Source organism: Prevotella sp. AGR2160, from assembly GCF_000424185.1.
In the GTDB taxonomy this organism is placed as follows: Bacteria; Bacteroidota; Bacteroidia; order Bacteroidales; family Bacteroidaceae; genus Prevotella.
On the sequence record NZ_AUJK01000002.1, the window covers coordinates 188,528 to 211,189 of the forward strand.

Annotated in this window: 22 protein-coding genes; 6 read left to right on the forward strand and 16 right to left on the reverse strand. The window is 50.2% G+C overall.

Annotated elements, in window-relative coordinates; genetic code table 11:
* Nucleotides 1–5 precede the first annotated feature (5 nt).
* The 6 genes from G604_RS0102345 to recF all read right to left on the reverse strand — a co-directional run bounded on the left by G604_RS0102345 (nucleotide 6) and on the right by recF (nucleotide 6,417).
* A complete protein-coding gene (locus G604_RS0102345) occupies nucleotides 6–296 on the reverse strand; it encodes a DUF721 domain-containing protein (protein WP_028909139.1) in 291 nt (96 codons plus the stop codon).
* Nucleotides 297–413: 117 nt separating this feature from the next.
* Nucleotides 414–1,010, reverse strand: a complete 597-nt coding sequence (locus G604_RS0102350) for a 5-formyltetrahydrofolate cyclo-ligase (protein WP_231376018.1) — start codon at nucleotides 1,008–1,010, stop codon at nucleotides 414–416.
* A 6-nt stretch (nucleotides 1,011–1,016) separates the two neighbouring features.
* Nucleotides 1,017–2,714 carry a S41 family peptidase gene (locus tag G604_RS13310; RefSeq protein ID WP_410524359.1) on the reverse strand — a complete coding sequence of 566 codons (1,698 nt, stop codon included), beginning with the start codon at nucleotides 2,712–2,714 and terminating at the stop codon, nucleotides 1,017–1,019.
* Complete coding sequence (locus G604_RS0102360; protein WP_028909141.1) at nucleotides 2,692–3,153, reverse strand: deoxycytidylate deaminase; 462 nt, start codon at nucleotides 3,151–3,153, stop codon at nucleotides 2,692–2,694. Before G604_RS0102360 ends, G604_RS13310 begins: the two co-directional genes overlap by 23 nt.
* Nucleotides 3,154–3,156: 3 nt before the next feature.
* On the reverse strand, nucleotides 3,157–5,244 hold the full coding sequence (locus tag G604_RS0102365) for a M3 family metallopeptidase (protein WP_028909142.1): 2,088 nt from the start codon (nucleotides 5,242–5,244) through the stop codon (nucleotides 3,157–3,159).
* A 72-nt stretch (nucleotides 5,245–5,316) separates the two neighbouring features.
* Nucleotides 5,317–6,417: a DNA replication/repair protein RecF gene (gene recF / locus G604_RS0102370; protein ID WP_028909143.1), complete on the reverse strand. Its 1,101-nt coding sequence runs from the start codon at nucleotides 6,415–6,417 to the stop codon at nucleotides 5,317–5,319.
* Nucleotides 6,418–6,614: 197 nt separating this feature from the next.
* Between recF and G604_RS0102375 the strand changes: the two genes are divergently transcribed.
* The 3 genes from G604_RS0102375 to G604_RS0102385 all read left to right on the forward strand — a co-directional run bounded on the left by G604_RS0102375 (nucleotide 6,615) and on the right by G604_RS0102385 (nucleotide 8,255).
* Nucleotides 6,615–7,313: a tetratricopeptide repeat protein gene (locus tag G604_RS0102375; protein WP_028909144.1), complete on the forward strand. Its 699-nt coding sequence runs from the start codon at nucleotides 6,615–6,617 to the stop codon at nucleotides 7,311–7,313.
* An 81-nt stretch (nucleotides 7,314–7,394) separates the two neighbouring features.
* The gene (ribH, locus tag G604_RS0102380; RefSeq protein WP_028909145.1) at nucleotides 7,395–7,871 is read left to right on the forward strand and encodes a 6,7-dimethyl-8-ribityllumazine synthase; all 477 of its coding nucleotides are present in this window, start codon (nucleotides 7,395–7,397) and stop codon (nucleotides 7,869–7,871) included.
* Between the two features lie 3 nt (nucleotides 7,872–7,874).
* Complete coding sequence (locus G604_RS0102385) at nucleotides 7,875–8,255, forward strand: hypothetical protein (RefSeq protein WP_028909146.1); 381 nt, start codon at nucleotides 7,875–7,877, stop codon at nucleotides 8,253–8,255.
* Between the two features lie 75 nt (nucleotides 8,256–8,330).
* On the opposite strand, the gene G604_RS0102390 is transcribed toward G604_RS0102385, so the two are convergent.
* The 6 genes from G604_RS0102390 to G604_RS0102415 form a co-directional block, all read right to left on the reverse strand.
* A complete protein-coding gene (locus G604_RS0102390; protein WP_028909147.1) occupies nucleotides 8,331–8,885 on the reverse strand; it encodes a DUF4738 domain-containing protein in 555 nt (184 codons plus the stop codon).
* Nucleotides 8,886–9,127: 242 nt separating this feature from the next.
* The gene (gene thrS / locus G604_RS0102395) at nucleotides 9,128–11,080 is read right to left on the reverse strand and encodes a threonine--tRNA ligase (protein ID WP_028909148.1); all 1,953 of its coding nucleotides are present in this window, start codon (nucleotides 11,078–11,080) and stop codon (nucleotides 9,128–9,130) included.
* A gap of 137 nt (nucleotides 11,081–11,217) precedes the next feature.
* Nucleotides 11,218–13,191 carry a tetratricopeptide repeat protein gene (locus G604_RS0102400; RefSeq protein WP_028909149.1) on the reverse strand — a complete coding sequence of 658 codons (1,974 nt, stop codon included), beginning with the start codon at nucleotides 13,189–13,191 and terminating at the stop codon, nucleotides 11,218–11,220.
* 82 nt (nucleotides 13,192–13,273) lie between these two features.
* On the reverse strand, nucleotides 13,274–13,834 hold the full coding sequence (gene def / locus G604_RS0102405) for a peptide deformylase (RefSeq protein ID WP_028909150.1): 561 nt from the start codon (nucleotides 13,832–13,834) through the stop codon (nucleotides 13,274–13,276).
* 8 nt (nucleotides 13,835–13,842) lie between these two features.
* Entirely contained in the window at nucleotides 13,843–14,262 is a 420-nt protein-coding gene (gene ruvX / locus G604_RS0102410; protein ID WP_028909151.1) for a Holliday junction resolvase RuvX, read from the reverse strand.
* Nucleotides 14,263–14,296: 34 nt separating this feature from the next.
* Nucleotides 14,297–14,776: an SPOR domain-containing protein gene (locus G604_RS0102415; protein WP_028909152.1), complete on the reverse strand. Its 480-nt coding sequence runs from the start codon at nucleotides 14,774–14,776 to the stop codon at nucleotides 14,297–14,299.
* A 261-nt stretch (nucleotides 14,777–15,037) separates the two neighbouring features.
* Between G604_RS0102415 and G604_RS0102420 the strand changes: the two genes are divergently transcribed.
* Genes G604_RS0102420 through G604_RS0102430 form a run of 3 tightly spaced genes read left to right on the forward strand, consistent with a single transcriptional unit; the run spans nucleotide 15,038 to nucleotide 15,895 of the window.
* Complete coding sequence (locus G604_RS0102420; RefSeq protein WP_028909153.1) at nucleotides 15,038–15,250, forward strand: YtxH domain-containing protein; 213 nt, start codon at nucleotides 15,038–15,040, stop codon at nucleotides 15,248–15,250.
* Between the two features lie 3 nt (nucleotides 15,251–15,253).
* Nucleotides 15,254–15,607, forward strand: a complete 354-nt coding sequence (locus G604_RS0102425; protein ID WP_028909154.1) for a phage holin family protein — start codon at nucleotides 15,254–15,256, stop codon at nucleotides 15,605–15,607.
* Between the two features lie 33 nt (nucleotides 15,608–15,640).
* The gene (locus tag G604_RS0102430; RefSeq protein ID WP_028909155.1) at nucleotides 15,641–15,895 is read left to right on the forward strand and encodes a hypothetical protein; all 255 of its coding nucleotides are present in this window, start codon (nucleotides 15,641–15,643) and stop codon (nucleotides 15,893–15,895) included.
* Nucleotides 15,896–16,010: 115 nt separating this feature from the next.
* Here the strand turns inward: G604_RS0102430 and G604_RS0102435 are convergent, their stop codons facing one another.
* The 4 genes from G604_RS0102435 to G604_RS0102450 all read right to left on the reverse strand — a co-directional run bounded on the left by G604_RS0102435 (nucleotide 16,011) and on the right by G604_RS0102450 (nucleotide 22,658).
* Nucleotides 16,011–16,937 (reverse strand): metallophosphoesterase, encoded by a 927-nt coding sequence (locus G604_RS0102435; RefSeq protein WP_028909156.1) that lies wholly within the window; start codon nucleotides 16,935–16,937, stop codon nucleotides 16,011–16,013.
* Nucleotides 16,938–17,008: 71 nt separating this feature from the next.
* On the reverse strand, nucleotides 17,009–18,385 hold the full coding sequence (locus G604_RS0102440) for a right-handed parallel beta-helix repeat-containing protein (RefSeq protein ID WP_028909157.1): 1,377 nt from the start codon (nucleotides 18,383–18,385) through the stop codon (nucleotides 17,009–17,011).
* Nucleotides 18,386–18,404: 19 nt separating this feature from the next.
* Entirely contained in the window at nucleotides 18,405–21,143 is a 2,739-nt protein-coding gene (locus tag G604_RS0102445; protein WP_028909158.1) for a TonB-dependent receptor, read from the reverse strand.
* A gap of 522 nt (nucleotides 21,144–21,665) precedes the next feature.
* A complete protein-coding gene (locus G604_RS0102450) occupies nucleotides 21,666–22,658 on the reverse strand; it encodes a hypothetical protein (protein WP_028909159.1) in 993 nt (330 codons plus the stop codon).
* Between the last annotated feature and the right edge of the window lie 4 nt (nucleotides 22,659–22,662).

Sequence of the window (22,662 nt, forward strand, 5' to 3'; positions counted from 1 at the left end):
GGCTTTTAGTATAACTTGATCTCCGTGATAATCTGCCCTTTCACGAGTTCATTCAATTGGCGAACAAGGGTCGTGCGGCGCATGGAAAGGTCCGCACGGGCAGCAGGATTGACGATCTTCACCAAGAGCGTCTGGTTTCGGATAAATTTCTCCGTCGTATAACGGGCAGCAATAGGACCCGCCACCGTATCCCATGCCTCCAACAGACGGTGTTGCTTCAACGGCGTCTCCAGGCCTTCCTGCCGCAGCGTCTTGTTGAGCAGATCTCTAATACCTTGTACTTTTCTTCTGAACATAATAATCAACAATTCTCTCCCACCGAAGGGCGGCCCTTGAGGCCGTCCTAACTCCGACTAAAACACGACACCGTTATTGTAGTCACTCTCAAAAGATATCATTTGTCTTCAAGAAAATTATTCGTAAATCACCTCATCCATCATCACGTCAAACTCATTGGTAGGAATCTCCGCGATGATTTGAAAAGGGAAGGCAACACCTATTTTATAAGAATGTGTCAACTGCTTCAGCGTCCGGTCATAATAGCCTTTACCGTGCCCGCAGCGATGGCCGCTGCGATCAAAAGCGACGCCGGGAATAAGGGCCACACCAATCTCGCCATAACGCTCGGGTGGAAAAACGGGGCCCACGGGTTCGAGAATATGATAGGCTATTCCTTCTTTGAGATCCTGATCGCCGTGATATTCCCGCAGTTCGAGATGAGTGCCATCAATGACACGTGGCAAGAGGACGAGATGTCCGGCTCTGTCAAGGGCCCGCACCAATTCATGGGTATCCACTTCGTCAGCCATGGAATAATAGGCGAAAACGACAGGCGACTGCCGCACATGCTCATCGGAGAGAATACGCTCGATGATCGGCTGGGACATCGCTTGAAGCTGAGCACCGCTATATTGCCGCTTGACGGAGCGGATCGACGCACGGACCGCCCGTTTCTTCTGGGCGGCCACGCTCATCGATTTGCCTGAATGGTTTGCTGTTGTTTTACACATACTTGTTTACCGCTTATGAGTGACGCCCTGCTTAGCCCCTAAGCCTTTCTTGGCTGCGGGCGCCGCCTTCTTCGGAGCCGGCTTCTTCGGCCATGCCGCATGGTTATCCATGACTTCCATAGCTTTCTTAATCACCGGATCATCCTGATTGGCATACTCGGTGAAAGCCTCATCATCAAGCATGTTATAGATGATACGTCCATTGATATACCGTTCAAGGAGTCGGTGACTCTTCTCGATAAGAAGATTACGGCGCTGAAGGCCATTCTTGTCGCCATAGTCAGCAAACTGCTCCACGAGATTCTGTTTCTGCAGATAGTCAGACAGTTCCATCATCTCCTTGAAGTTGTTCAGTTTCGGACGGTTGTCATCGGTATAGGTGAAAGCATACTGCAGAATCAGACCGCTCATAACAGCCTCCTTGAAATAGGATGTCATGCCAAGCGTATCCTCGGCCACAAAAATATCCGGCGTGATACCACCGCCACCATAGACAACACGACCGATACTGGTATGGTAAGCGGGGCCGGTATGTTTGATACTGTCGGCATTGAAGAACTCACCATGCTCATAGCGGTCGAGCAAATCCTGCTCATAGTCTTTGTCATCACCCATCGTATAGGGCTTCTGGATACAACGACCGGAAGGCGTGTAATAACGGGCAACGGTCAGACGAATCATACTGCCATCGGGGAAAGCTATCTGCTGTTGTACGAGACCCTTACCGAAAGAGCGGCGACCAATAATGGTAGCACGGTCATTATCCTGCATGGCTCCGGCGAAGATCTCTGAAGCAGATGCCGATGCCTCATTGATCAATACAACGAGAGGAACTTTCTGGTAACTGCCCTCTCCATTGCTGCGGTATTCCTTACGCGGACTCTTGCGGCCCTGCGTATAAACAATGAGCTTGTTGTTCGGCAGGAACTCGTTGGCAATCTGTACGGCACTCTCCAAATAGCCGCCGCCATTGTCACGGAGATCGATAACGAGGTTACTGAAGCCGCTCTGACTGAGCTTGGCCAACGCAATGAGGAGCTCGGGATAAGTCGTCTCTCCCCAGTTCTTGATCTTGATATATCCTGTATGATCGTCGAGCATATAGCAGGCGGTGATACTCTTCGTCGGGATCTCACCACGCGTGACGGTGAAAGTCTTAATGGCATTGCTGCCGTAACGGAGGACGCCAATCTTCACCTTGGTATCCTTCGGACCTTTCAGACGGTGCATGGCTTCTTCATTCGTCACCTGCTTGCCGACGAACTTCTTGCCGTCGACCATCACGATCTTATCACCGGCAAGGATGCCGGCACGCTCTGCCGGCCCGTTCTTGATCACGTTCTGCACATGGATGGTATCCTGACGGATCGTGAACTCGATACCCACGCCGGAGAAAGAGCCTTTCAGGTCGTCGTTGGCCTGAGCAACGTCTTTTGCGCTGATATATACCGAGTGGGGATCCAGTTCTGCGAGAATCTGCGGGATAGCCTTGTCCACGAGCGAGTCGATATTCACGGGATCGACATACTGGTCATCAATGATATGCAACAAGTTGTTGAGTCGGTTGCTACCTGAATTGATGATGCTCAGCCTCGTCCCTCCGAAATGATTGGAGAAGAAGGAGCCGATGATGATACCTACTACGACACATACCGCCATGACGAGCGGCATGAGCCGGTTCTTATTTTGTTGATTCAGTTTCATTGTCTTTTAACTTTTCTTCGTCGTCAGGATTGAGATAGACTACCTCGATACCGGCCCGCCGCAGCAGCTGGAGACCATCGTCAAGACGGTATTTCTCAGCATAGACAACACGGCGGATACCAGCCTGAATAATGAGTTTCGAACACTCTATACACGGCGAGGCCGTTACATAGAGCGTAGCGCCCTCACTGTTGTTATTGCTGCGCGCCAGTTTCGTAATAGCGTTGGCTTCGGCATGGAGGACATAGGGCTTGGTGACGTTGTTTTCATCCTCACAGACATTCTCAAAGCCCGAGGGCGTACCGTTGTAGCCGTCACTGATAATCATCTTGTCCTTCACCACCAAAGCTCCGACTTTACGGCGCTTACAGTAGCTGTTCTCGGCCCAGATACGGGCCATACGCAGATAGCGGTAGTCTAATAATAACTGCTTATCCATAACTTAATTCTTTTTGATACCGTCACGCTCCAGCAGGGCATCGATCGTAGGCTCACCGCCACGGAAGCGTTTATAGAGCGTCATCGGATGTTCCGTACCGCCCTTGGATAGGACGCAGTCGCGGAAACGCTGTGCTGTAACGGGATTAAAAATTCCCTCTTTCTTGAAGACGCTGAAGGCATCGGCGTCGAGGACTTCGGCCCATTTATAACTATAATACCCCGCGGCATAGCCTCCGGCCATGATATGCGAGAACTGCGTGGTCATACAGGTGTCGGGGAGCTGCGGCATGACCATTGCCTTCTCCCAGGCTTTCTTCTCGAAGGGAATGATGTCACCCGTGAACGGCTCCTTCTTCGTATAGTAAGCCATATCCAAGAGTCCGAAACTCACCTGACGGAGACAGGAATAGGCGGCATTGAAGTTACGGGAGGCGACGATGCGGTCGACGAGCTCATCGGGAATCGGCTCTCCGGTTTGATAATGGAAGGCAAACGTACGGAGGAACTCCTTCGACGTGGCGTAGTTCTCCATGAACTGCGACGGCAACTCCACGAAATCCCACCATACATTCGTACCACTGAGACTCTCGAAACGAGTATTGGCGAACATGCCATGAAGAGAATGCCCGAACTCATGCAGGAACGTTTCCACTTCTCCGAGTGTCAACAAAGCGGGTTTCTCTGCCGTCGGCTTGGTAAGATTCGTCACGACACTGACATGCGGACGTACATTCTCACCTTTGCGCGTGATCCATTGTCCTTGGAACTCCGTCATCCATGCGCCGCCCTGCTTGCCCTTACGGGGATAGAAGTCTGCATAGAACACGGCGAGATAACTGCCGTCCTTGTCATAGACCTCATAGGCTTTCACATCGGGATGATAAACGGGGATATCCTTATTCTCCTGAAAGGTAATGCCATAGAGGGTATGGGCAAGTCCGAATACGCCCTTGATGACCTTATCCAATTGGAAATAGGGACGCAGCATCTCGGCATCGAGATTGAAACGCTCCATCTGCAGCTGATGACTATAATAGCTGAAATCCCAAGGCTCCAGCTGAAAGTCAGGGCCCTCAAGCGCCTTGGCCTTATTCTCAATATCTTCCACCTCTTTAGTTGCTGTGGGCCTATAAGCATCAATGAGGTCGTTGAGAAGTTTATAAACATTCTTCACGTTGGAGGCCATACGATGTTCCAGCACATAGTCGGCATAGGTATCATAGCCAAGGAGCTGGGCGATCTCGCGACGGACATTGACGATCTTCTTGCAGATCTCGAGGTTGTTATTCTCGTTGTCATGGATACAGAGCGTATTGCGCGCCATATACATCTCCTTACGAAGGCTGCGTACCTTCGAATACGTCATAAACGGCGAATAACTCGGATAGTCGAGCGTGAACACCCAGCCTTCCAGTCCTTTCTCCTTCGCAGCGAGAGCGGCAGCGTCAATGGCCGTCTGCGGCAGACCGGCGAGCTGTTGCTCATCCGTAATATGCAGCGTGTAGGCTTTCGTGTCCTTCAGCAAGTTCTGAGAGAACTGCAGACTGAGCATGCTTGCCTCTTCCGTGAGTTTCCGCAGCTTCTCTTTTCCTTCATCATCAAGGAGAGCACCGGAACGGACAAAGCCGTCATAGCTGTTCTTCAGCAGCGTCTTCTCCTCTACCGTCAGTTCACGATCCGGATGATCGTACACAGCTTTCGTACGCAGGAAGAGCTCTTTATTGAGACTGACATCATTGGCATGCTTCGTCAACAACGGCGTCATCTTCTGCGCCAGCGCGTCGAGATCATCATTTGTCTCAGCACTGAGCATACAAGAGAAGACGGTAGACACGCGGTCGAGAAGGTCATAATAATGCGGACCTTTACTGTCGTCCTGGAAAGCAATGGTATTGTCGAAGGTCGGCGCGTCGGGATTATGGATAATCTTATCAATCTCCTCATCATCACGGCGGATACCTTCCACGAATGCCTCCTCATAATCGGCCAGTTGAATACGGTCGAAAGGAACGGTATTATGCGGAGTATTATAGGGGTGAAGGAATGGATTCTGTCTTTTCTGATTCTCTGTATTTTTCTCTATATTCATAACATCTTTTATTTTATTGCAAAGGTACGAAAAAAGAATGGAATGAGAATAGTTTTTATATTATTTTTTACCCTATAATAGTTTTGCTTCTCCATCCTCCACTTCAAAGAGCCGATAGTCCGTCTGCGAGGCCGCAAGAATCCTGTCGAGATGCTCGCGGTTGGTATCCGTGATAAAGATCTGTCCGTAGCGGTCACTCGAGACGAGGCTGATGATCTGTTCCACGCGCTTGGCGTCGAGCTTATCGAAGATATCATCGAGAAGGAGCAGAGGCGTCGTCTTGCTCACCGTCTGACGAAGAAAGTCGAACTGTGCCAGTTTCAAGGCGATGACAAACGTCTTCGTCTGTCCCTGCGAGCCCTCGCGCTTCATCTGAAAGCCGTCGATGAGCATCTCCAGGTCATCACGATGAACGCCATGAAGGGAATAGCCGACAGCAAGATCCTTGAAACGGTCACGCTGGATAATATCAAGCAACGGGCCCCGCTGTCCATGAGAGACATAGCGCAGACTCACCTGTTCATGTCCGCCGGAGAGTTGACTGTAGATCTGTTGGAAGAGCGGCTCGAGCCGCTGGATGAAGTCGGTGCGCTTATGATAGAGAATCTCTCCCGACGACGCCATCTCCCGTTCCCAGATATCAAGGAGCTGCGTATCGGGATCATCCTGTTTGAGTAAGGCATTGCGCTGCTGCAGCGCCTTGTTGTTGTTGGCCAGCGCATCCATATACGATGGATCATACTGAGAAATAACCCTGTCCATCAGTTTCCTTCGCTGTTCGCTCCCGCCGTCAACGAGACTGTTGTCAGACGGAGAGACAAAGATAACAGGGATGAGGCCAATGTGCTCAGAGAGTCGCTTGTACTCCTTCTTATTCCGTTTAAAGTGTTTCTTCTGTCCACGCTTCATGCCACAGTAGATATGCTCTTCGTCGTTGCCGTCGTCAGAAGTATAGAGTCCTTCGAGCACCATAAAATCCTCGCCATGGGTGATCAGCTGCGAGTCGATGGGATTGAAGGCACTGTGACAGAACGAGAGATAATAGAGAGCGTCAAGGAGATTTGTCTTCCCCACTCCATTATGACCGATGAAACAGTTCATCTTCGGAGAGAAGTCGAGCGTCGCCTCGCGGATGTTCTTATAGTTGATAAGAGAGAGATGCTTGATAATCATGGCTGCAAAATTACGTTTTTTTGTTCAGAAAGCGAAAAAGGAGACCTTAAAAAATAAAAAGTGAGGGATAAATTTCTATATCTCCAATATTTTCCGTAATTTTGCGCCGAAGAATGGGGTTGACAGATCTGTTGAGTGACAGCAATCGCCCTGATTCGACAACAAAGAGAAAAAATAAAAAGAACGAAAATAAACAAATGGCAAACAAAAAAAATCCGAATGCAGAGACATTCGACGCACTCACAAGTTCAGAAGTCTTCTATGAGAAATACAAGAAGACTATCATCACCGTTATCGTAGCCCTCGTCGTCCTCGTCGGCGGTTTCTTCGCTTATCGCAGTCTCATCGCTGCTCCACGAGCAGAGAAAGCCAGCACGGCATTGGCCCGTGGTCAGGAGTATTTCGACAATGAGATGTTCGACAAGGCTGTCAATGGTGATGGTGCCGGTTATGTCGGTTTCGCCAAGATTGCAGACGACTACAGTGGTACCGACGCAGCAAACCTCGCCAACCTCTATGCCGGTCTGAGCTATGCCAACCTCAACAAATGGGCTGAGGCAGAGAAATACCTCGAGGCTTATTCTCCGAGCAGTGACCAGATGGTCTCTCCTGCTGCTGAGGCTGCCCTTGGCGATGCCTATGCTCATCTGAACCAGCTTGACAAAGCTGTTGACCAGTTCAAGAAAGCTGCTTCCATGGCTGACGATGAGGGTCACAATGGCGTCAATAACTCTCTCTCTCCGACCTTCATGCTGAAAGCCGGTATGATTCTCGAGAGTCAGGGCAAGAAAGCTGACGCACTGAAAGTCTACCAGGACATCAAGAAGAACTATGCCGCTTCTCAGCTCGTCCAGAGTAATGAGATCGACAAATATATTGAGCGCGCAAGCAACTAAGGCTTGACTTAGGGACATGACTTATCTTGATCCGAAGTAAGGATAAGATATATCATGTCCCACAATTTTTTCTTTAAAAATATGGCAACAGCATTACATAACTTATCTGATTACGATTTCGACAGTGTCCCTGACGCTTCCAACATGTGCTTCGGCATTGTCGTGGCAGAATGGAACAGTGAGATCACGGGCACTCTTCTCGAGGGTGCCGTAAAGACACTCGAGAAACATGGTGCCTTGTCGGAGAATATCCATGTCAAGACGGTGCCGGGAAGTTTCGAGCTCGTCTACGGTGCCAAGCAGATGGTTCTCAACGGCGGTTACGATGCCGTGATCATCCTCGGCTCCGTCATCCGCGGCGAGACTCCGCATTTCGACTATATCTGTCAGGGCGTCACCTACGGCATTGCCCGTATCAACGCCACGCAGGACACGCCGGTGATCTATGGTCTCCTGACGACCAATAACCTCCAGCAGGCAAAAGACCGCGCCGGTGGCAAACTCGGCAACAAAGGTGATGAGTGCGCTGTCGACGCCATCAAAATGGCCAAGTTCTAAGATATGAAGTTCTATCAGTTATTACAGGCTTATGATTTCGAGGAGATCTTCCCCGAAGTCAATAATATGTTTCCGAATGCTCACCTTCACGAGGATGTGTTCCGTAAGGCCTTTGAAATACTCCAGGGCTTGAAACCAACGCTGAGCAAGAAGGACATCCGTTTTCAGTTCATTGATAATCCGTCAACAGACGAGACTTTTGTCGGAGTTCCCGACACTTGCTTTCAGACATCGTGGGATGTGATCTTGGGAAAGGAATTGCGGAAAGAGAAAGGTGTAGACCTCAACGACACGCAGATTGTCGCCAACTGCTTTCTCAACACGGTTCTTCAGAGCAAGCATCCGCAGAGTTTTGAGAAGTTCTATCGTAAACTGATGAAATAGAGCCCATATAAATCAGAATGGCTTTAATGAGTTACGTGCCCATTAAAGCCATTCTTTTTAATTAAGAAAAAAAAATTAATCTTCTTCCTCCTGACTGCTCGTATCCAGGTGATCATCCTTTGTCACCGTCAAATTTCCAAAACGGGAGAGTTTCAATACCAAGGGAATATACTCATCACTCGTCACATCAGGTGAACCGACACTGACAGCAAAATAAAGATAGTCACCTTCAGCCTTCACAAACACCACTCCCAGGAGAGCACTAGCTGCGATGTTCTCATCACTGATGTATTTCTTAAAGAAAGATTTTGTAAACGTCTGTTCGAAAAATACCGTCTTATCCTCTCTAAAGACCTTCACCACAACATGATTGTCGAAATACTTTGTGCTGTCATCGCCATGAACAAGCGGGAGACTATGATCAGCCTCACGAATAACAGAAACCGTATATCTACTCTCACACCAGTCAGTCTGCCGTTCATCATGATAGGACGACATTGACTGGGTAGGCTTCTCTTTCGTTTTCTTCGGAAGAGTGGTGATGATGTCTTTACTAACTTTTTTCTCCTTACAGCCTGTCAGGCCGAGGGTCATCGTCAGCACGAGGAGGAAGAAATATTTCGTTTTCATTGCATTTATAAATGTCATTTGCAAATTTACTGCTTTTTAACGAGAAAACCAAGAAAAAACGAGTAAAAGTAAAAAAGTAAAAAAGTAGAGAAGTAAAAAGAGACAGGGAGAAGAAAACAAAAGACAGATTGACAGATGGAACAAAAATACGCCCTGACATTCCTTATATGCAGGAAAGTCAGGGCGTGTCTCAGTATTTACTCCCTTCTCCTTCCGAGAGGGGTTGGGGGTGAGGCTCTTTCTTATTCCTCAGCCTCTTTAAGCTGTTCTTTCACCTCGTCATTGATACGCTTAGCAAAGTCTTCCATCTTCATCGTGGCCTGTTCACCACCACCCTGCTGGCGCATGGAGACGAGACCGTCAGAAGCCTCTTTTTCACCAACGATAAGCATGTAAGGCACACGCTTGAGCTCGTTGTCACGGATCTTACGACCGATCTTCTCATTACGGTCATCGATAATGCTGCGGACATCGACGGAGTCGAAGTATTTCTTCACCTTCAGTGCGTAGTCATTGTATTTTTCAGAGATCGGGAGGATAGCCACCTGATCGGGGATGAGCCACAAGGGGAAATGACCGGCGGTATGCTCGATGAGCACAGCGGTGAAGCGCTCGAGGGAGCCGAAAGGCGCGCGGTGGATCATTACCGGAGTCTTCTTGCTGTTGTCCTCGGCAGTATATTCCAGTTTAAAACGAGCCGGGAGGTTGTAGTCTACCTGAATCGTTCCCAATTGCCACTTACGGCCAATAGCATCCTTCACCATGAAGTCAAGCTTCGGACCGTAGAAAGCGGCCTCGCCAATCTCCTCGTGAGTATGAAGACCTTTTTCCTTACAAGCCTGACGGATAGCATCCTCACTCTGCTGCCAGATTTCATCGGAACCGATATATTTCTCCTTATCCTTAGGATCACGCAGAGAGATCTGAGCGTCATAATTATCGAAGCCGAAGATATGGAACACCTTCAGGATGATATCGATGATCGTCTCAAACTCAGCCTTCACCTGATCCGGACGAACGAAGATATGTGCATCATCCTGCGTAAACGTACGTACACGCGTCAGTCCATGGAGCTCACCACTCTTCTCATAACGGAAGACGGTACCGAACTCAGCGATACGCAGCGGCAGATCCTTGTAGCTACGGGGCTTACGGGCATATACCTCACAGTGGTGAGGACAGTTCATCGGCTTCAGCATGTATTCCTCATCCTCTTCCGGCGTATGGATGGGCTGGAAGGCATCTTTGCCATAATGAGCGTAGTGGCCGGAAGTAACATAGAGGTTCTTGGAACCGATTCCCGGCGTGATGACCTCCTGATAGTTATACGGCTTCAAGAGTTTACGCAGCAAATCCTGCAGACGGAGGCGCAGCTGAGTACCTTTCGGCAACCAGATCGGCAGACCCTTACCTACGCGGTCGGAGAACATGAAGAGTTCCATTTCCTTACCGATCTTACGGTGGTCGCGCTTCTTAGCCTCTTCGAGCATAGCGAGATACTCATCTAGCATCTTCTTCTTCGGGAACGTGATACCATAGATACGCGTCATCTGCTCACGCTTGGCATCACCGCGCCAGAACGCACCAGCGACACTCGTGATCTTGATCGCCTTGATAGCGCCTGTGGACATCAAGTGAGGACCACGGCAAAGATCGGTAAAGGATCCCTGCGTATAGGTGGTAATGGTACCGTCGGCGAGATCCTGCTCAATATGCTCGCACTTATATTGCTGACCGTCAGCCTTGAACTCCTTGAGGGCATCAGCCTTAGAGACCTCACGGCGAACGACGGGCTCATTCTTCTTAGCCAGTTCCTTCATCTTAGCCTCAATCTTCGGGAAGTCATTCTCGGAGATCGTCTGCCCCGGTGCCGGCATGACATCATAGAAGAAGCCATTCTCTACAGCGGGACCGAAGCCGAACTGGATTCCAGGGTAAAGCTCCTGAAGGGCCTCTGCCAACAAGTGGGCGGAAGTGTGCCAGAATGTCTTCTTGCCTTCATCATCGTCAAACTTATAGAGGGCGATCGTAGCATCCTCATTGATCGGACGATTGAGCTCTACGGTCTCACCATTAACCCCGCAAGATACAACGTCGCGGGCGAGAGCCGGTGAGATACTCTCTGCGATTTGAAGTCCGGTTACGCCCTGCTCATACTCACGAACAGAACCATCCGGGAAAGTGATTTTAACCATCTTACAAATTAGTTTTATAAATCAATTTATTGGTTGCAAAAGTACGATATATTTTTGAGATGTAAAAAATTATAAATATAAAAAAGTAAAAAAAATATAGCAGGAACAAGAATAATCAAGTCCCTGCCACATATTCTTTACTTTTCCCCAAAATGTTTAATCACTGAATAGGCATCATAAAGTCCCAGCTCTCCGGCCTTACTCAGATCGGCGATGCCCTCCTTCACATGTTTTGTCTTGCAACGGAGGATGCCACGGTTGTACAACGCCTCTGCGAAACGGCTATCCAACCGCAGCGCCTGCGTATAGTCGTCAATGGCTTGATTGTACTCCTTATTAGCAGCATGCATGTTACCTCTATTATAGAAGAGGTAAGCGCTCTTCGGATGATTCTTGATGGCCTCGTCGAAGTCGGCACGCATCTGTCCGACAGAGAACTGCACCTGCTGTCCCTGACTCTGCGCGTATGTGGTCATCATCGACTCACAGACTGCCCGCTGCCAGTAAGCCAACGCGTTCTTGTCGTCCAGCTGGAGCACAGCCGTGAGATCACTGATGGCCGACTCGAAATCCTGCAGGGCACTATAGGCGACAGCACGCTCCAAGAGCAACTGCTTGCTGCGGGCTGTCTGCTTCTCCTTCGTGATCTTCTCCGTAAGGGCATCTATCTGCTTGAAGAGGGCGAGACTCTGTTGTTCCGAGAGCTGCGTCTTGGAGGAAGCGACATAGAGCGGAATCCCATGACTCTTCTGATTGAACTGGTCCACGAGGGCATCGTAGGTCGTACTACCGTTGACGGCATTCGCGGGCTTGATGACCGAGAGACCGAACATCGGGAGGATATCCACAGAGACCTGACGGTTCTGTACCTTTCCACGATATTCACTCTTATACTCCGTAGTCTCCTCTGCCGTCGGCTCTTCGTCGGGCACAACGATCTGATTGTATTTCCTCAGATCAATCTCCGAACGCTTACGGACGAGGCGTCGTGTGGCGGCAGACCAGCGCGGCTGGATACCGACATGCTTCTCCATCTGCGCCTTGAAGATACGGAACTCATCGAGCTCAGCCTGTTTCGTCATACCGAGTTTACGATAGCACTGCGCACGCTGCTGAAGGCCGGTCCAGAAATTCGGGAACTGTTGGATGACGAGACTGTAGTCACGAACGGCGGCTCGGAGATTACCAACCTTGTCATTGAGCAAGGCCCGGTTATAGATGGCCATGAAGTTATGCGGCTCTTTCCTGACGATAAAGTCGAAGTCTTTGATGGCCCTGTTGTCATCACCGAGTTGCACACGCAGCAAACCACGATTATAATGCCCAAGGAAGTTGTTCGGATCAAGGTCACAGACCTTGTCGTAATCATCCATAGCCCCACGGAGATTATTATAGTTGAGACGGCAAAGCGCACGATTGAGATAATTGTCCACGCGCTTCGGCTGCAGATGTATAGCCTTGGAGAGATGCTCGTCGGCGTCACGCCACTGGCGGCGGTTCAGCGCGATAAGCCCACGTGTACGCCAGGCATCAGCATCATAAGGATCGTATTGCAAAGAGGCATCGAGCATGCGCGCGGCGAGCGTCGTGTCTTTCTGCTGCAGGGCGATCTGCGCCTTCAGCGTATAGGCGTTGGCGAAACTCTTCCATTTCGTCACGACAGTGTCAAGATCGTGTTGTGCCTGCTTCAACTGCCCACTGTTATAACGACACAGCGCACGGTTGAACCAATAATTCTGATTGTTCGGTTCAAGCCGGATAGCCTGATCATAGTCGCTGATTGCCCCGTTGTAGTTCTTCTGCCGGATACGATCGATGGCACGAAGATCATACATCCCCACGATATACGGATTCAGGGACATCGCCTTTGTGATGTCCTGTTCGGAGCCTACGAAGTCATCGAGATAGTACTTGGCCACGCCACGATAATACCAAGGCTCATAGAGATAGGGCTTGGCACCAATAGCGAGATTAAAATATTGGATGGAGAGGATATAATCCTCATAGAACATGGCGCTACGTCCTGCCGACATCAGTCGGTCAACACGATACTGTGCATGCATGCTCACAACAGCGAACAATAGAAAAAACAGGGTTGTTATCCTCTTCATCTGAATACCTATAAAAATACCACTCTTTCCGTGAAAGATACACGTATAAAAAGTCGTGGCCGCAAGAAGACGGCCACGGAGATTATTTGCGATAAACTTTCGTCTTGTAAGCAGCGCGGAACTTCCCTTTCATGATGGCCTTGAGCTTGTTGCCGATGAGGTTCTTGCGCAGGGCACTGACGCGGTCGGTATACATTACGCCTTCAAGATGGTCGAATTCATGTTGGACCACGCGGGCGAGATAGCCATCGACCCATTCGTCATGGGGCTGGAAGTCAGCATCTACATATTTAATATGTACGCGCGAAGGCCGCTTCACATTCTCCGAGAGACCGGGGATAGAGAGGCAGCCCTCCTCCATCGTCTTCATCTCACTGTCGTCGTACTCCAGGATATGTCCATTGATGAAAGCTTTCTTGAAGCCCGCATACTCGGGGAAGTCGTCCTTGAGCACATCAAGGTCGATGACGACGATACGGATCGATTTGCCGATCTGCGGAGCTGCCAGACCGACACCATTGGAGTTCGTATTCGTTTCAAACATGTTCTGGATCAGCTCCGGCAGGTCGGGATAATCGGGCGTGATATCCTGCGCGACCTTGCGCAATACGGGCTGACCGTAAATATAAACTGGTAATGTCATTTCTACTATTAAAAACGGTGAGTGGCACGCATATAGTCCTGAAGGATAATCGTGGCGCTGACCTCATCAACAAGGCCCTTGTTCTCCCTACGACTCTTTTTCTTCACACCACCCTCAAGGATGGCGCGGTGAGCCAGGACACTGGTAAACCGCTCATCATAATATTCTATGGGGATGTCGGGATGGCTGTTACGCCACCGGCCGACAAAATTCTCCACCCGTGCGAGATTCTCACTCGGCTGTCCGTTCGGCTGAAGGGGCTTGCCGATGACAATGCGCTCCACGCCTTCCTTTTGAACATAGTTCTCCACAAAGGCATAGAGTCCCGTCGTCTCCACCGTCGTCAGTCCACTGGCAATGATCTGCTGGGGATCAGTGACGGCAAGTCCTGTACGCTTCTTTCCGTAGTCGATAGCAAGAATCCGCATGAAATCGTTCTTCTAACAGGGAACAGTTCCCACCTTATTTATTAAAGAGCAGCCATGCGTCAGCATACTTAGCACGGAGGTCGTTGCGTGACTTCACGGCACTGGCCTTGTCAGAGAAGGTCGTAGCTATGACACGATACATGTTGCGGTCAGCATTGTAAACCACCTGAGCGGGATAGCCGGCAGCCTTCAGCTGGCCCTGCAGTCCCTCAGCGTTAGCCTTCAAGCCGAAAGAGCCGACGACGACGCTGTAGTCTTTCAGTCCCTCACCATTGACGACGGTAACTTTCTCCGTACGATAGGTGGCGTTGTCGACCGTAGTCTCGTCAGCGCTCTTGGTCTCCAGCGGTGTGACTACCGGTGTCTCCGTCTGTACCGGCTGTTCAGCAGCCCGCTGCTGTTCCTGCGCCTGTGCTTTCTCATAGGCTTTCTTATATGCACTCTCACTCGACTTACAACTCGTCATTGCCAAAGCAGCTACGAAGGCTGCGCACACCATGATATACTTCTTCATTTTTTCGGGTATAAATAATTTTCGTTTGACTTTTATTTTGCGAAATTACGAAATTCCTCGCAAAAAAGGCGGGTTGTCGTACCTAAAGTTTGTTAAACTAACAATATACTGCACTTTTAACACTTAATTAAGACAATTTTCTTGACCTTATTCAGCTTTTTTCCTTATCTTTGCAATGTGACAAACGAGCAGGAAATCTTCCCGCCATCGCCACGAAACCCAAAAAGACAAGAACTATTTACAATTTAAAAGCAATCAGCAATGAAAGCATTTGGTTATATCAGCGCATTCCTCGGCGGTGCTATCGCCGGAGCAACAGTAGGCCTTCTGTGCGCACCCGAGAAAGGTCAGGACACGCGTAAGAAAATCTCCACAACGGTAGACGAATTTCTGAAGAAACATGACATCAAGCTCAGCCGCAAGGAGGTTGACGACTTGGTGGACGATATCAAGGACGCTACGATTTCTGAATAAAAGATGTTCTCCACAGACAAGAACATAGAGACCATTGGCGAGCTCGTAGAGGCCGTGAAGAAATATGTCGGGCATCAGAGCGAGTATCTGAAGCTCGACATCTCCGAGAAGATCGTACGCCTGATCACGGCGCTGTTGGTGAGTGCCGTCATCGTCGTCCTTCTCCTTATCGCCCTCATCTACCTCTCTTTTGCTGCCGCCTTTGCCTTGGCGACTTGCATCGGGAGCATCGTAGGTGCCTTCGCTATCGTAGGGGCTTTCTACCTCGTGGTTTTGTTGTTGGTGGTCCTCTTCCGGCATCAGTGGATTGAGAAACCGCTCGTCCGTTTTCTGGCGTCTATGATTCTGGAGTCATAAGATGCCAGTAGCAATCGGTTTATTCAGACGACTATGAATTATAACGATGAATATATGTCCTACCATTCCCTCGCTGATGTCAGAGGGCGGAAGGAACAGTTGAAACGGGATATCCGTGACGACGAGGAACATATCACTGCGCTGTGGAAACAGCTCACACGCCCCTCGGAGGCTTTTGAGCGCGGGGCTACACCAACGCAGCGGATTATGGGAATTCTGAATATGGGTGGCGGTCTCATCGACGGTGCCATCCTCGGATGGAAGCTCTATCGGAAATTCAAGCGATAACAATACGGGGCCGTGCAAAGTTGTGCACGGCCCCGCGTTGTGTTACTGAGGCGACCTTGTGCTTGCAAAGCACAAGCACATGACGGCAGGCCAATCAAACGGCAGTTTTACTTCTTTACTTTTTTACTTCTTTACTTTTATTCAGCGTGTAGAGCGTCTTGCCATCCTTGTCGATGGCGGAGAGGGAGAGCTGCTGCTTCGTGGCCTGGATGAGCGTGAAGCCTGTGGAAGGACTGCACCACTGCGTGCCGTCTACCGGCTTGACAGGACGGGAGAGCGCGGCGGCACTGTTCACCCAATAAGCGATGTCATCACCTTTCGGCTGAATATACTGGAAGTTGTGGATATGCCCACAGCCGTATACGGCCACATTCTTATACTTATGAAGAATCGGCATGACATACTTCTGCATCTGCAAGCGCTCATCCACTGTCTTTCCCGTCTCGGCATAGATGGGATGATGACCGACGACGATCACCCAGTCCTCATGGGCATTCTTCAATGTCTCATCCAGCCACTGCAGTTCAGCCTCGCGGCTCTGCTTATGGGCGTCGGGATATGTGATACTATCATTGCGATACTTGTCAATCAGCGGCGTAGTATCGAGGAAAACGATGCGGAGCTTGCAACCTTTATTCTCAAAGACCTTGGTATAATAACGCTTCTCGAAATGCCAGCGGCGGCTGATTTTCGAATAGTCGAGAACGGCCTGTGTGTTGCCGCGGTATTCATGATTACCGAGAACAGGATACCAAAAACACATCAGTTCGGGATGACTGTAGATATCTTCATAGTTTGTACGCCACAGCGGGTCGTTGACACTCTGTATTCCGTTGAAATGATGGATGTCACCGACGGCGATGACGGCCTCCACGCCGACTTTCTCGGCGAGGTTGCCCATGGCAGCAGCGCAGGCTTTCTGGTCGTAATAGCCATTGCGGCCCATATCATTGCACCACAACAGATTGACCGACTGCGCATGAAGCAAGAGTGCGCTCATCATGAGGAGAAAGAGCGCCACAAATCGAAAGATTTTATTCATGAATTGATGTTGATTGAAAATAATGCCCGGTTAGGACGGCCACAAGGGCCGCCCCTACGGAGGGAGAAGAGCTATTTCGTTCCGAAGGCGCCGAAGTAGGGCTGGATAGCGGGAGAATAGACGTAATAACTCTGTTTGTTGGCAGCATCATTCCAAGAGATATTCTTCAGTCCGGAGAACATCAGGCCTGTGGGGAAGAGTCGCTCGATAGAAGTTGCCGCACCGGTGAGAGCAGGAGAGCCGATCTGGAGATGGAAATCCCAAGAGTTGTCGTAAGGCAGCGGCGCGCCATTGGCAACATCATCACTCTCGCAGTTAACGTTCATCTTGTCACTCTGTTTGAAAGAGAGGAAGAGCGGATTGAGATCACCGGCGCTCTGACTTGTCGGGTTGGCATCCTCATAGATTACGCCACTATAGCCCTTAGCCATCTGCTTGACACCCGTAGCCGTGGAAGCAAAGAGATAGTTCGGCGTCAGCACGCTCTCCGCGAGATCGGCACCATCCTTCGACGGCTGTTTGATGCCATAACGGCAGTCAGCGATGAGGTTGTTCTTCATGACGGGATGAATACCTTTCTCCAGCCAGACACTGCCACCCTTCTTGTTCTTCGTACGACGCCAGCCACAGTCGACGACGGTGTTGTTGTAGATACGAAGGTTAGAAGAGGCGATACCGCTCTCAATACCGGCATTACTCAGTTTGAAACCATTCGTACAAGCATTATAAATCAAGTTATCGGAGATATCGAGGTTACAACCGCTCTTGACGTTGATGGCCTCGCCACCATCCTCCTGGTTACCACTGTCGGCGAAGACACAACCGGTGATGATACCACTGCCACCCGTGAAATAGGTCTGGTCGTTGTAGTTGTCATGCACATAGCAGGAGTCCATGACAAACTTTCCATCCGTATTGCAGAAATGGAAGACGGGGACACCACCATCGATGGTTGTCTTGAAGAGTTTATTCTGGAAAGAGATACTGGACTCTGTCGGCGTGGCGCCACCGTCGGCAAGTTCAGTATGGCGGAGCACAACCTCCTCAGCGTTGTAACCGCAGATGATACCGCCCCAGGAGTTGGCCTTTCCCGTCTCGGAGTCGATAACGACGGGCTTGGCGGCCGTACCGAGAGAATAGAGATTACCGAGTACGACGATCTCAATGGGATGATCCTCCGTCGGCTTGGAGGAACAGGTGACATGCACGCCGGGCTCAATATACAAGGAGTGGCCCTCGGGAACTTTGAAAGACTCCGTCAGTGTCGTGTCTTTCGTCCATACAATGGAGTTCTCGGGATAGGCAGCGAGGGCTGTCGTGATAGCGGCAGTAGCACTGTTACTGCTCTTGCCATTGTAATCCTCAGGATTGATATTGTCATTCTCACAGGAGGTGAGTGCCGTTGCGGTCATAGCTAGCAGCATACCGGCGAAAAAGAATTTATTCATTGTTTTTGTTTTTATTTGATTATAGTTTATAGCGGATACCGATGAGGAAGGTACGGCCGAACTTATACGTGCTGGTGACGGTACGGTCGCTGCGCTGACCAGGAAGAGAGAGGTCAAAGTCATTGACCGTCTTCAGATAGCGTTCGCGCTTGTTGTTGAGGAGGTTGTTGGCCTTGACGAAGATGGAAATGCCATTCTTGAATTTCTTCTCTCCACTGAGGTCGAGGGTGACCATGCCTCTCTCCCACTCGTCCGCATCCTTGAAAGGAGAGACGAGGACGAGGCGCGTGCCCGTATAGGAAGCAGCGAGCTGTCCGTTCCAGCCGTTTTCCGTATCCTTATATAATAAGGAGAGGTTGGCGGTGTGCGGTGCTTGATTGACCAACGGACGCGTCTGATTGACATTGACGATGACATTCTTCGCCGTATACTGCAACTTATTCGTCGTGATGGCGGAATGCGTATAGGTGTAGTTGGCCTTCACGCCGAAGTGACGGATATACTTGATGACGTCAATCTCGAAACCGAAGTTCTTGGCATTACCCAGGTTCTGCGGCATATAGTAGTTGTTGTTTGTCTGACGCTGGTCGCTGACAAACGTGGTCTCGATAGGATCCTTCAGATACTTATAGAATACACCAGCGAGGATCTGCTCCGTGGCAGAGGGGAACCACTCCCAGCGTAAGTCCATATTGTCGATACGGGAGCGCTTCAGGTTCGGATTACCTTTCTCGGTATACTCCTCACCCTCAATCTGGTAAGGCACGAGCTCATAGAATCCCGGACGGTTGATACTCTTATAGTAGCTCAACCGGAGATTCATCTGCTTGTTCATCTTCCATTTCAGGGCCACAGACGGCAGCCAGTCCCAGTAACTCTGCTCGCCGACGGGGCCGAGATTCTCAAACTTCTGCAGCATCGTGTAGATCTGGTTCGTATGCTCAGCACGGAAACCGGCGATGAGGTCGCCCCAGCTATTGGAGAGGGTCACCATGGCATAGGCGGCACCGATGTGCTCCTTGGAGTCGTAGTTGAGCTGTGAAGCCTGAGCGCGCGGCGTACGGCAGTACCAGCTAATATTCTCATACTGGTCATAGTCGTTGGAAGCGAGGGCATCATTGGATGCGGGATTGAAGAGATAAGAATAGAAGCGGTTGTTACGTTTCTTATTACGATACATCCCACCGACTTTCCACAAGGCATCAAAACCCTTAAACGGCGTGTCGTATGTGATATTGAGCATTCCCGTCCAGTCCTTGTCATCATTATGCTGGAAGCGGCGCTCCATATTGTTGGCGACCGTCTTGGCGAGGCTGCCATTCTCGAAGTTGTTCTTGATACCGACATACACGCGGTCGGGATCCTTCTCACGGGCATCAGCGAAGAGACCAGACCAATCGACGGTGAGACGATCGGTGAGGTGGTGTGTTCCTTTCAGATGCGAAGCGAAGATATCCTGGGTCTGTGTCAGGGAGCGCAACTCATCGTCACGGGTATAGGTACCGTTATCGGGATCATAACCGTAATCGGTCGTAATACTCTGGTTATAACGGACATTATCCTCCTTGCGCTCGACCAACATGTTATACCATTCGAACTTATGATTGCCGAGGGAGAGGTCGATCTTCGCGTGTACACCGAGGTTGAGGTCATGGATGGAATACCAGCGCTTCTTCATGCTGCTGATATATTCCGTCGTCTCACCATTGGCCATGACGGGCTTGTTGAGCGTACGCTCACTGCCGCGATAGGTATTCTGCAGAGAGGCGGCGACGAGGACGCCGAGGCGGTGGTTCCAGAAGCGGTTTCCTACAGTGATACCTCCTATAAAATTAGGCATCGGCATGGAATGGTTCTTGATCTTCGAACCACCATTCTTGAAATCATCCACCGTGGCATCATAGGTAGAGCCGTATTTCTCGTAGGGCGCCTTGCTCGTCGTGTTGCCGCGGTCGGCAGAGAGATAGTCGTGGGAATCAGACCAGAAATAATCGGAGGCACCGATGGCGCCATTGGCCTGAAGCATGAACTGCCCCGGCGCGTCCTTCATATTCATATCGACGACGCCACCGGCGGCATCGCCCTCCATATCCGGCGTGAGCGACTTCGAGACAATGAGGCGGTCCATGAGGTCGGATGGGAAGAGATTGAGAGGAATATAACGGTTCTTGTCATCGGGAGAAGGAATCTTAATGCCGTTGACAAGGGTATAGTTGTAACGCTTATCCATACCACGAAGGATAGCGTAGGAAGCCTCGCCGCTGGCATCACGTTCCATCGTCACGCCCGAGACACGCTGGAGGGCACTGGCGACATTGACATCAGGAGAGAGCTGGAGAGCCTGCTGACTCATGACATTGAGGACCTGTCCGGCATTCTTCTCCATCGTGATGGCACTGCGGTCGGTGCGGTTGTTGCGGACGCCATGAACAACGACCTCGCCGAGCTGCTTGGCGTCTTCCTCGAGGTTGACATTGAGGTTCTCCGCCTTGCCGAGGTCTACGGTGACCTCCTTGGTTTTGTAACTCATGTACGTCACGACGAGCGTTACCCGTCCCGTCTCAGGCAGGTCCTTCAGTGCGAAGGTACCGTCAAGACCGGTCGTCGTGGCCAGGCTCTTGTTGTCTTTAACTTGAATGACCGCGCCGATCATCGGATCTCCGGTCTTCTTGTCCTTCACCAATCCCGAAATGGTTTTAGCTTGGGACCATGACGCCACTGTTATCCCCAGCGCCACGGTAAGTAGGAGTTTCTTCATAAAAAAAATCTATACCTTATAAGAATGGTGCTGCAAAGGTACCCCCGATATGTTACAACGAGATTACAGAGTCGTGAAAAAACGGAAAAGAAAAATATTCAACAAGAAGGCTCACTGACTGTTTTTTGACCCTCTTTTTCTGCAAGAAAAATTTCGGTTCTGGAAGAATATAGCCCGAAAAATGCTCCGGAACGTGAAAAACAACGGAGAAAATTTCGTAAACATCGTGCAGAAAAAATTTTCTTTCGTAGATAGGAGCTGTAAATACGATGTTTCTGACGAAAAACGACAGTGTTTTTCTGCATATTTATTGAATATAATCACGTATCTCACTAAAATATGCGGATAAACATGCAAGAAAATGATATCCCGAAAAGACAGATTTTGTTATCTCCCTATCAATCAACTACATACAAAATCGCCCAAAATTCGCGTATTTCCGTCCAATTGGTCATTTGCTGATTTCCGCGCCCAAAATAAACCTTTACCTAACGTCAAAAAAGTGTCAACCGATCCCCGCGCTTAGTCATTGTAAGCCCCACAATGCGGACAGCGGCCCTTGCGATGGAGCTTGGCCCCGCAGTTGCCGCAGTAGTAGACATAACGGTGGTGGCGATAATACTGCCGCACGGACCAGAAGATGTAGAACGCCAGCAGAGGGTAACCCACCAGATAGAGCGTGCTGATGCTGAAAAGGATGTAGGACACGGCACAGACGGCGGAGAGGCCACAGAGGTACAGGAGGGCATCGCCAAACGACAGGGCGTGATAGACATCATCCAGGACGGCGATGGCGATGATCAGCATGGCCCAAACTGTGATCAGGAAGACGCGGAGGATGCCATGGGCTGAAAAAGGATTCAGCGTTGGATGGAAATAGAACTCCTGCCATGAGCCGGGACTGAACAGTTGGATGCTCGCGTAAAGGCTCGCCGCCGCTGCCACCGTCAGACACAGCAGTGTGGGATAGAACGAGTCGATGTCATTGAAGAAGACGATGGGCCCTTTCTCATGCAGGATCTTCCGGATGAAATAGAGGAAGAAGATCACTACGACCACCACGAGTGTCACGAGGACATGGGTGTCGGAAAAAGTAGAGATAAACTGCGAGATAGGGTCATCAGGGACGACAGACGGCAGAAGGCGTGACTCATGGATCCATCCGATCTGCGCATTCTCCGTGCCGAGTTGTATCCATACGGAATCGACAGAGTCCTGCGGCACCATCATCATGTCGGAGACGACGAGGAGTTTATGTTTCTTCACGGCAAAGGAGTCAACGGGGAGCCCGTTGACCACCTCTTCGGGCTGTTGGATATACAAGACGATGGAGTCGGCCTTCACCACGAAATTATACTTGTTGGTATAGTGGTGGTTGACGGCGAAATTGATGGAGTCCTGCTGCTGCGTGGTGTATTTGCGGACATGCATCGTCCCCTTCCCCACCGGCTGGTTATAGCAGGCGGCGAGGAACATCGTCAGCATCAACAACAGCAAAATTCTCAATCGTCTCATATTA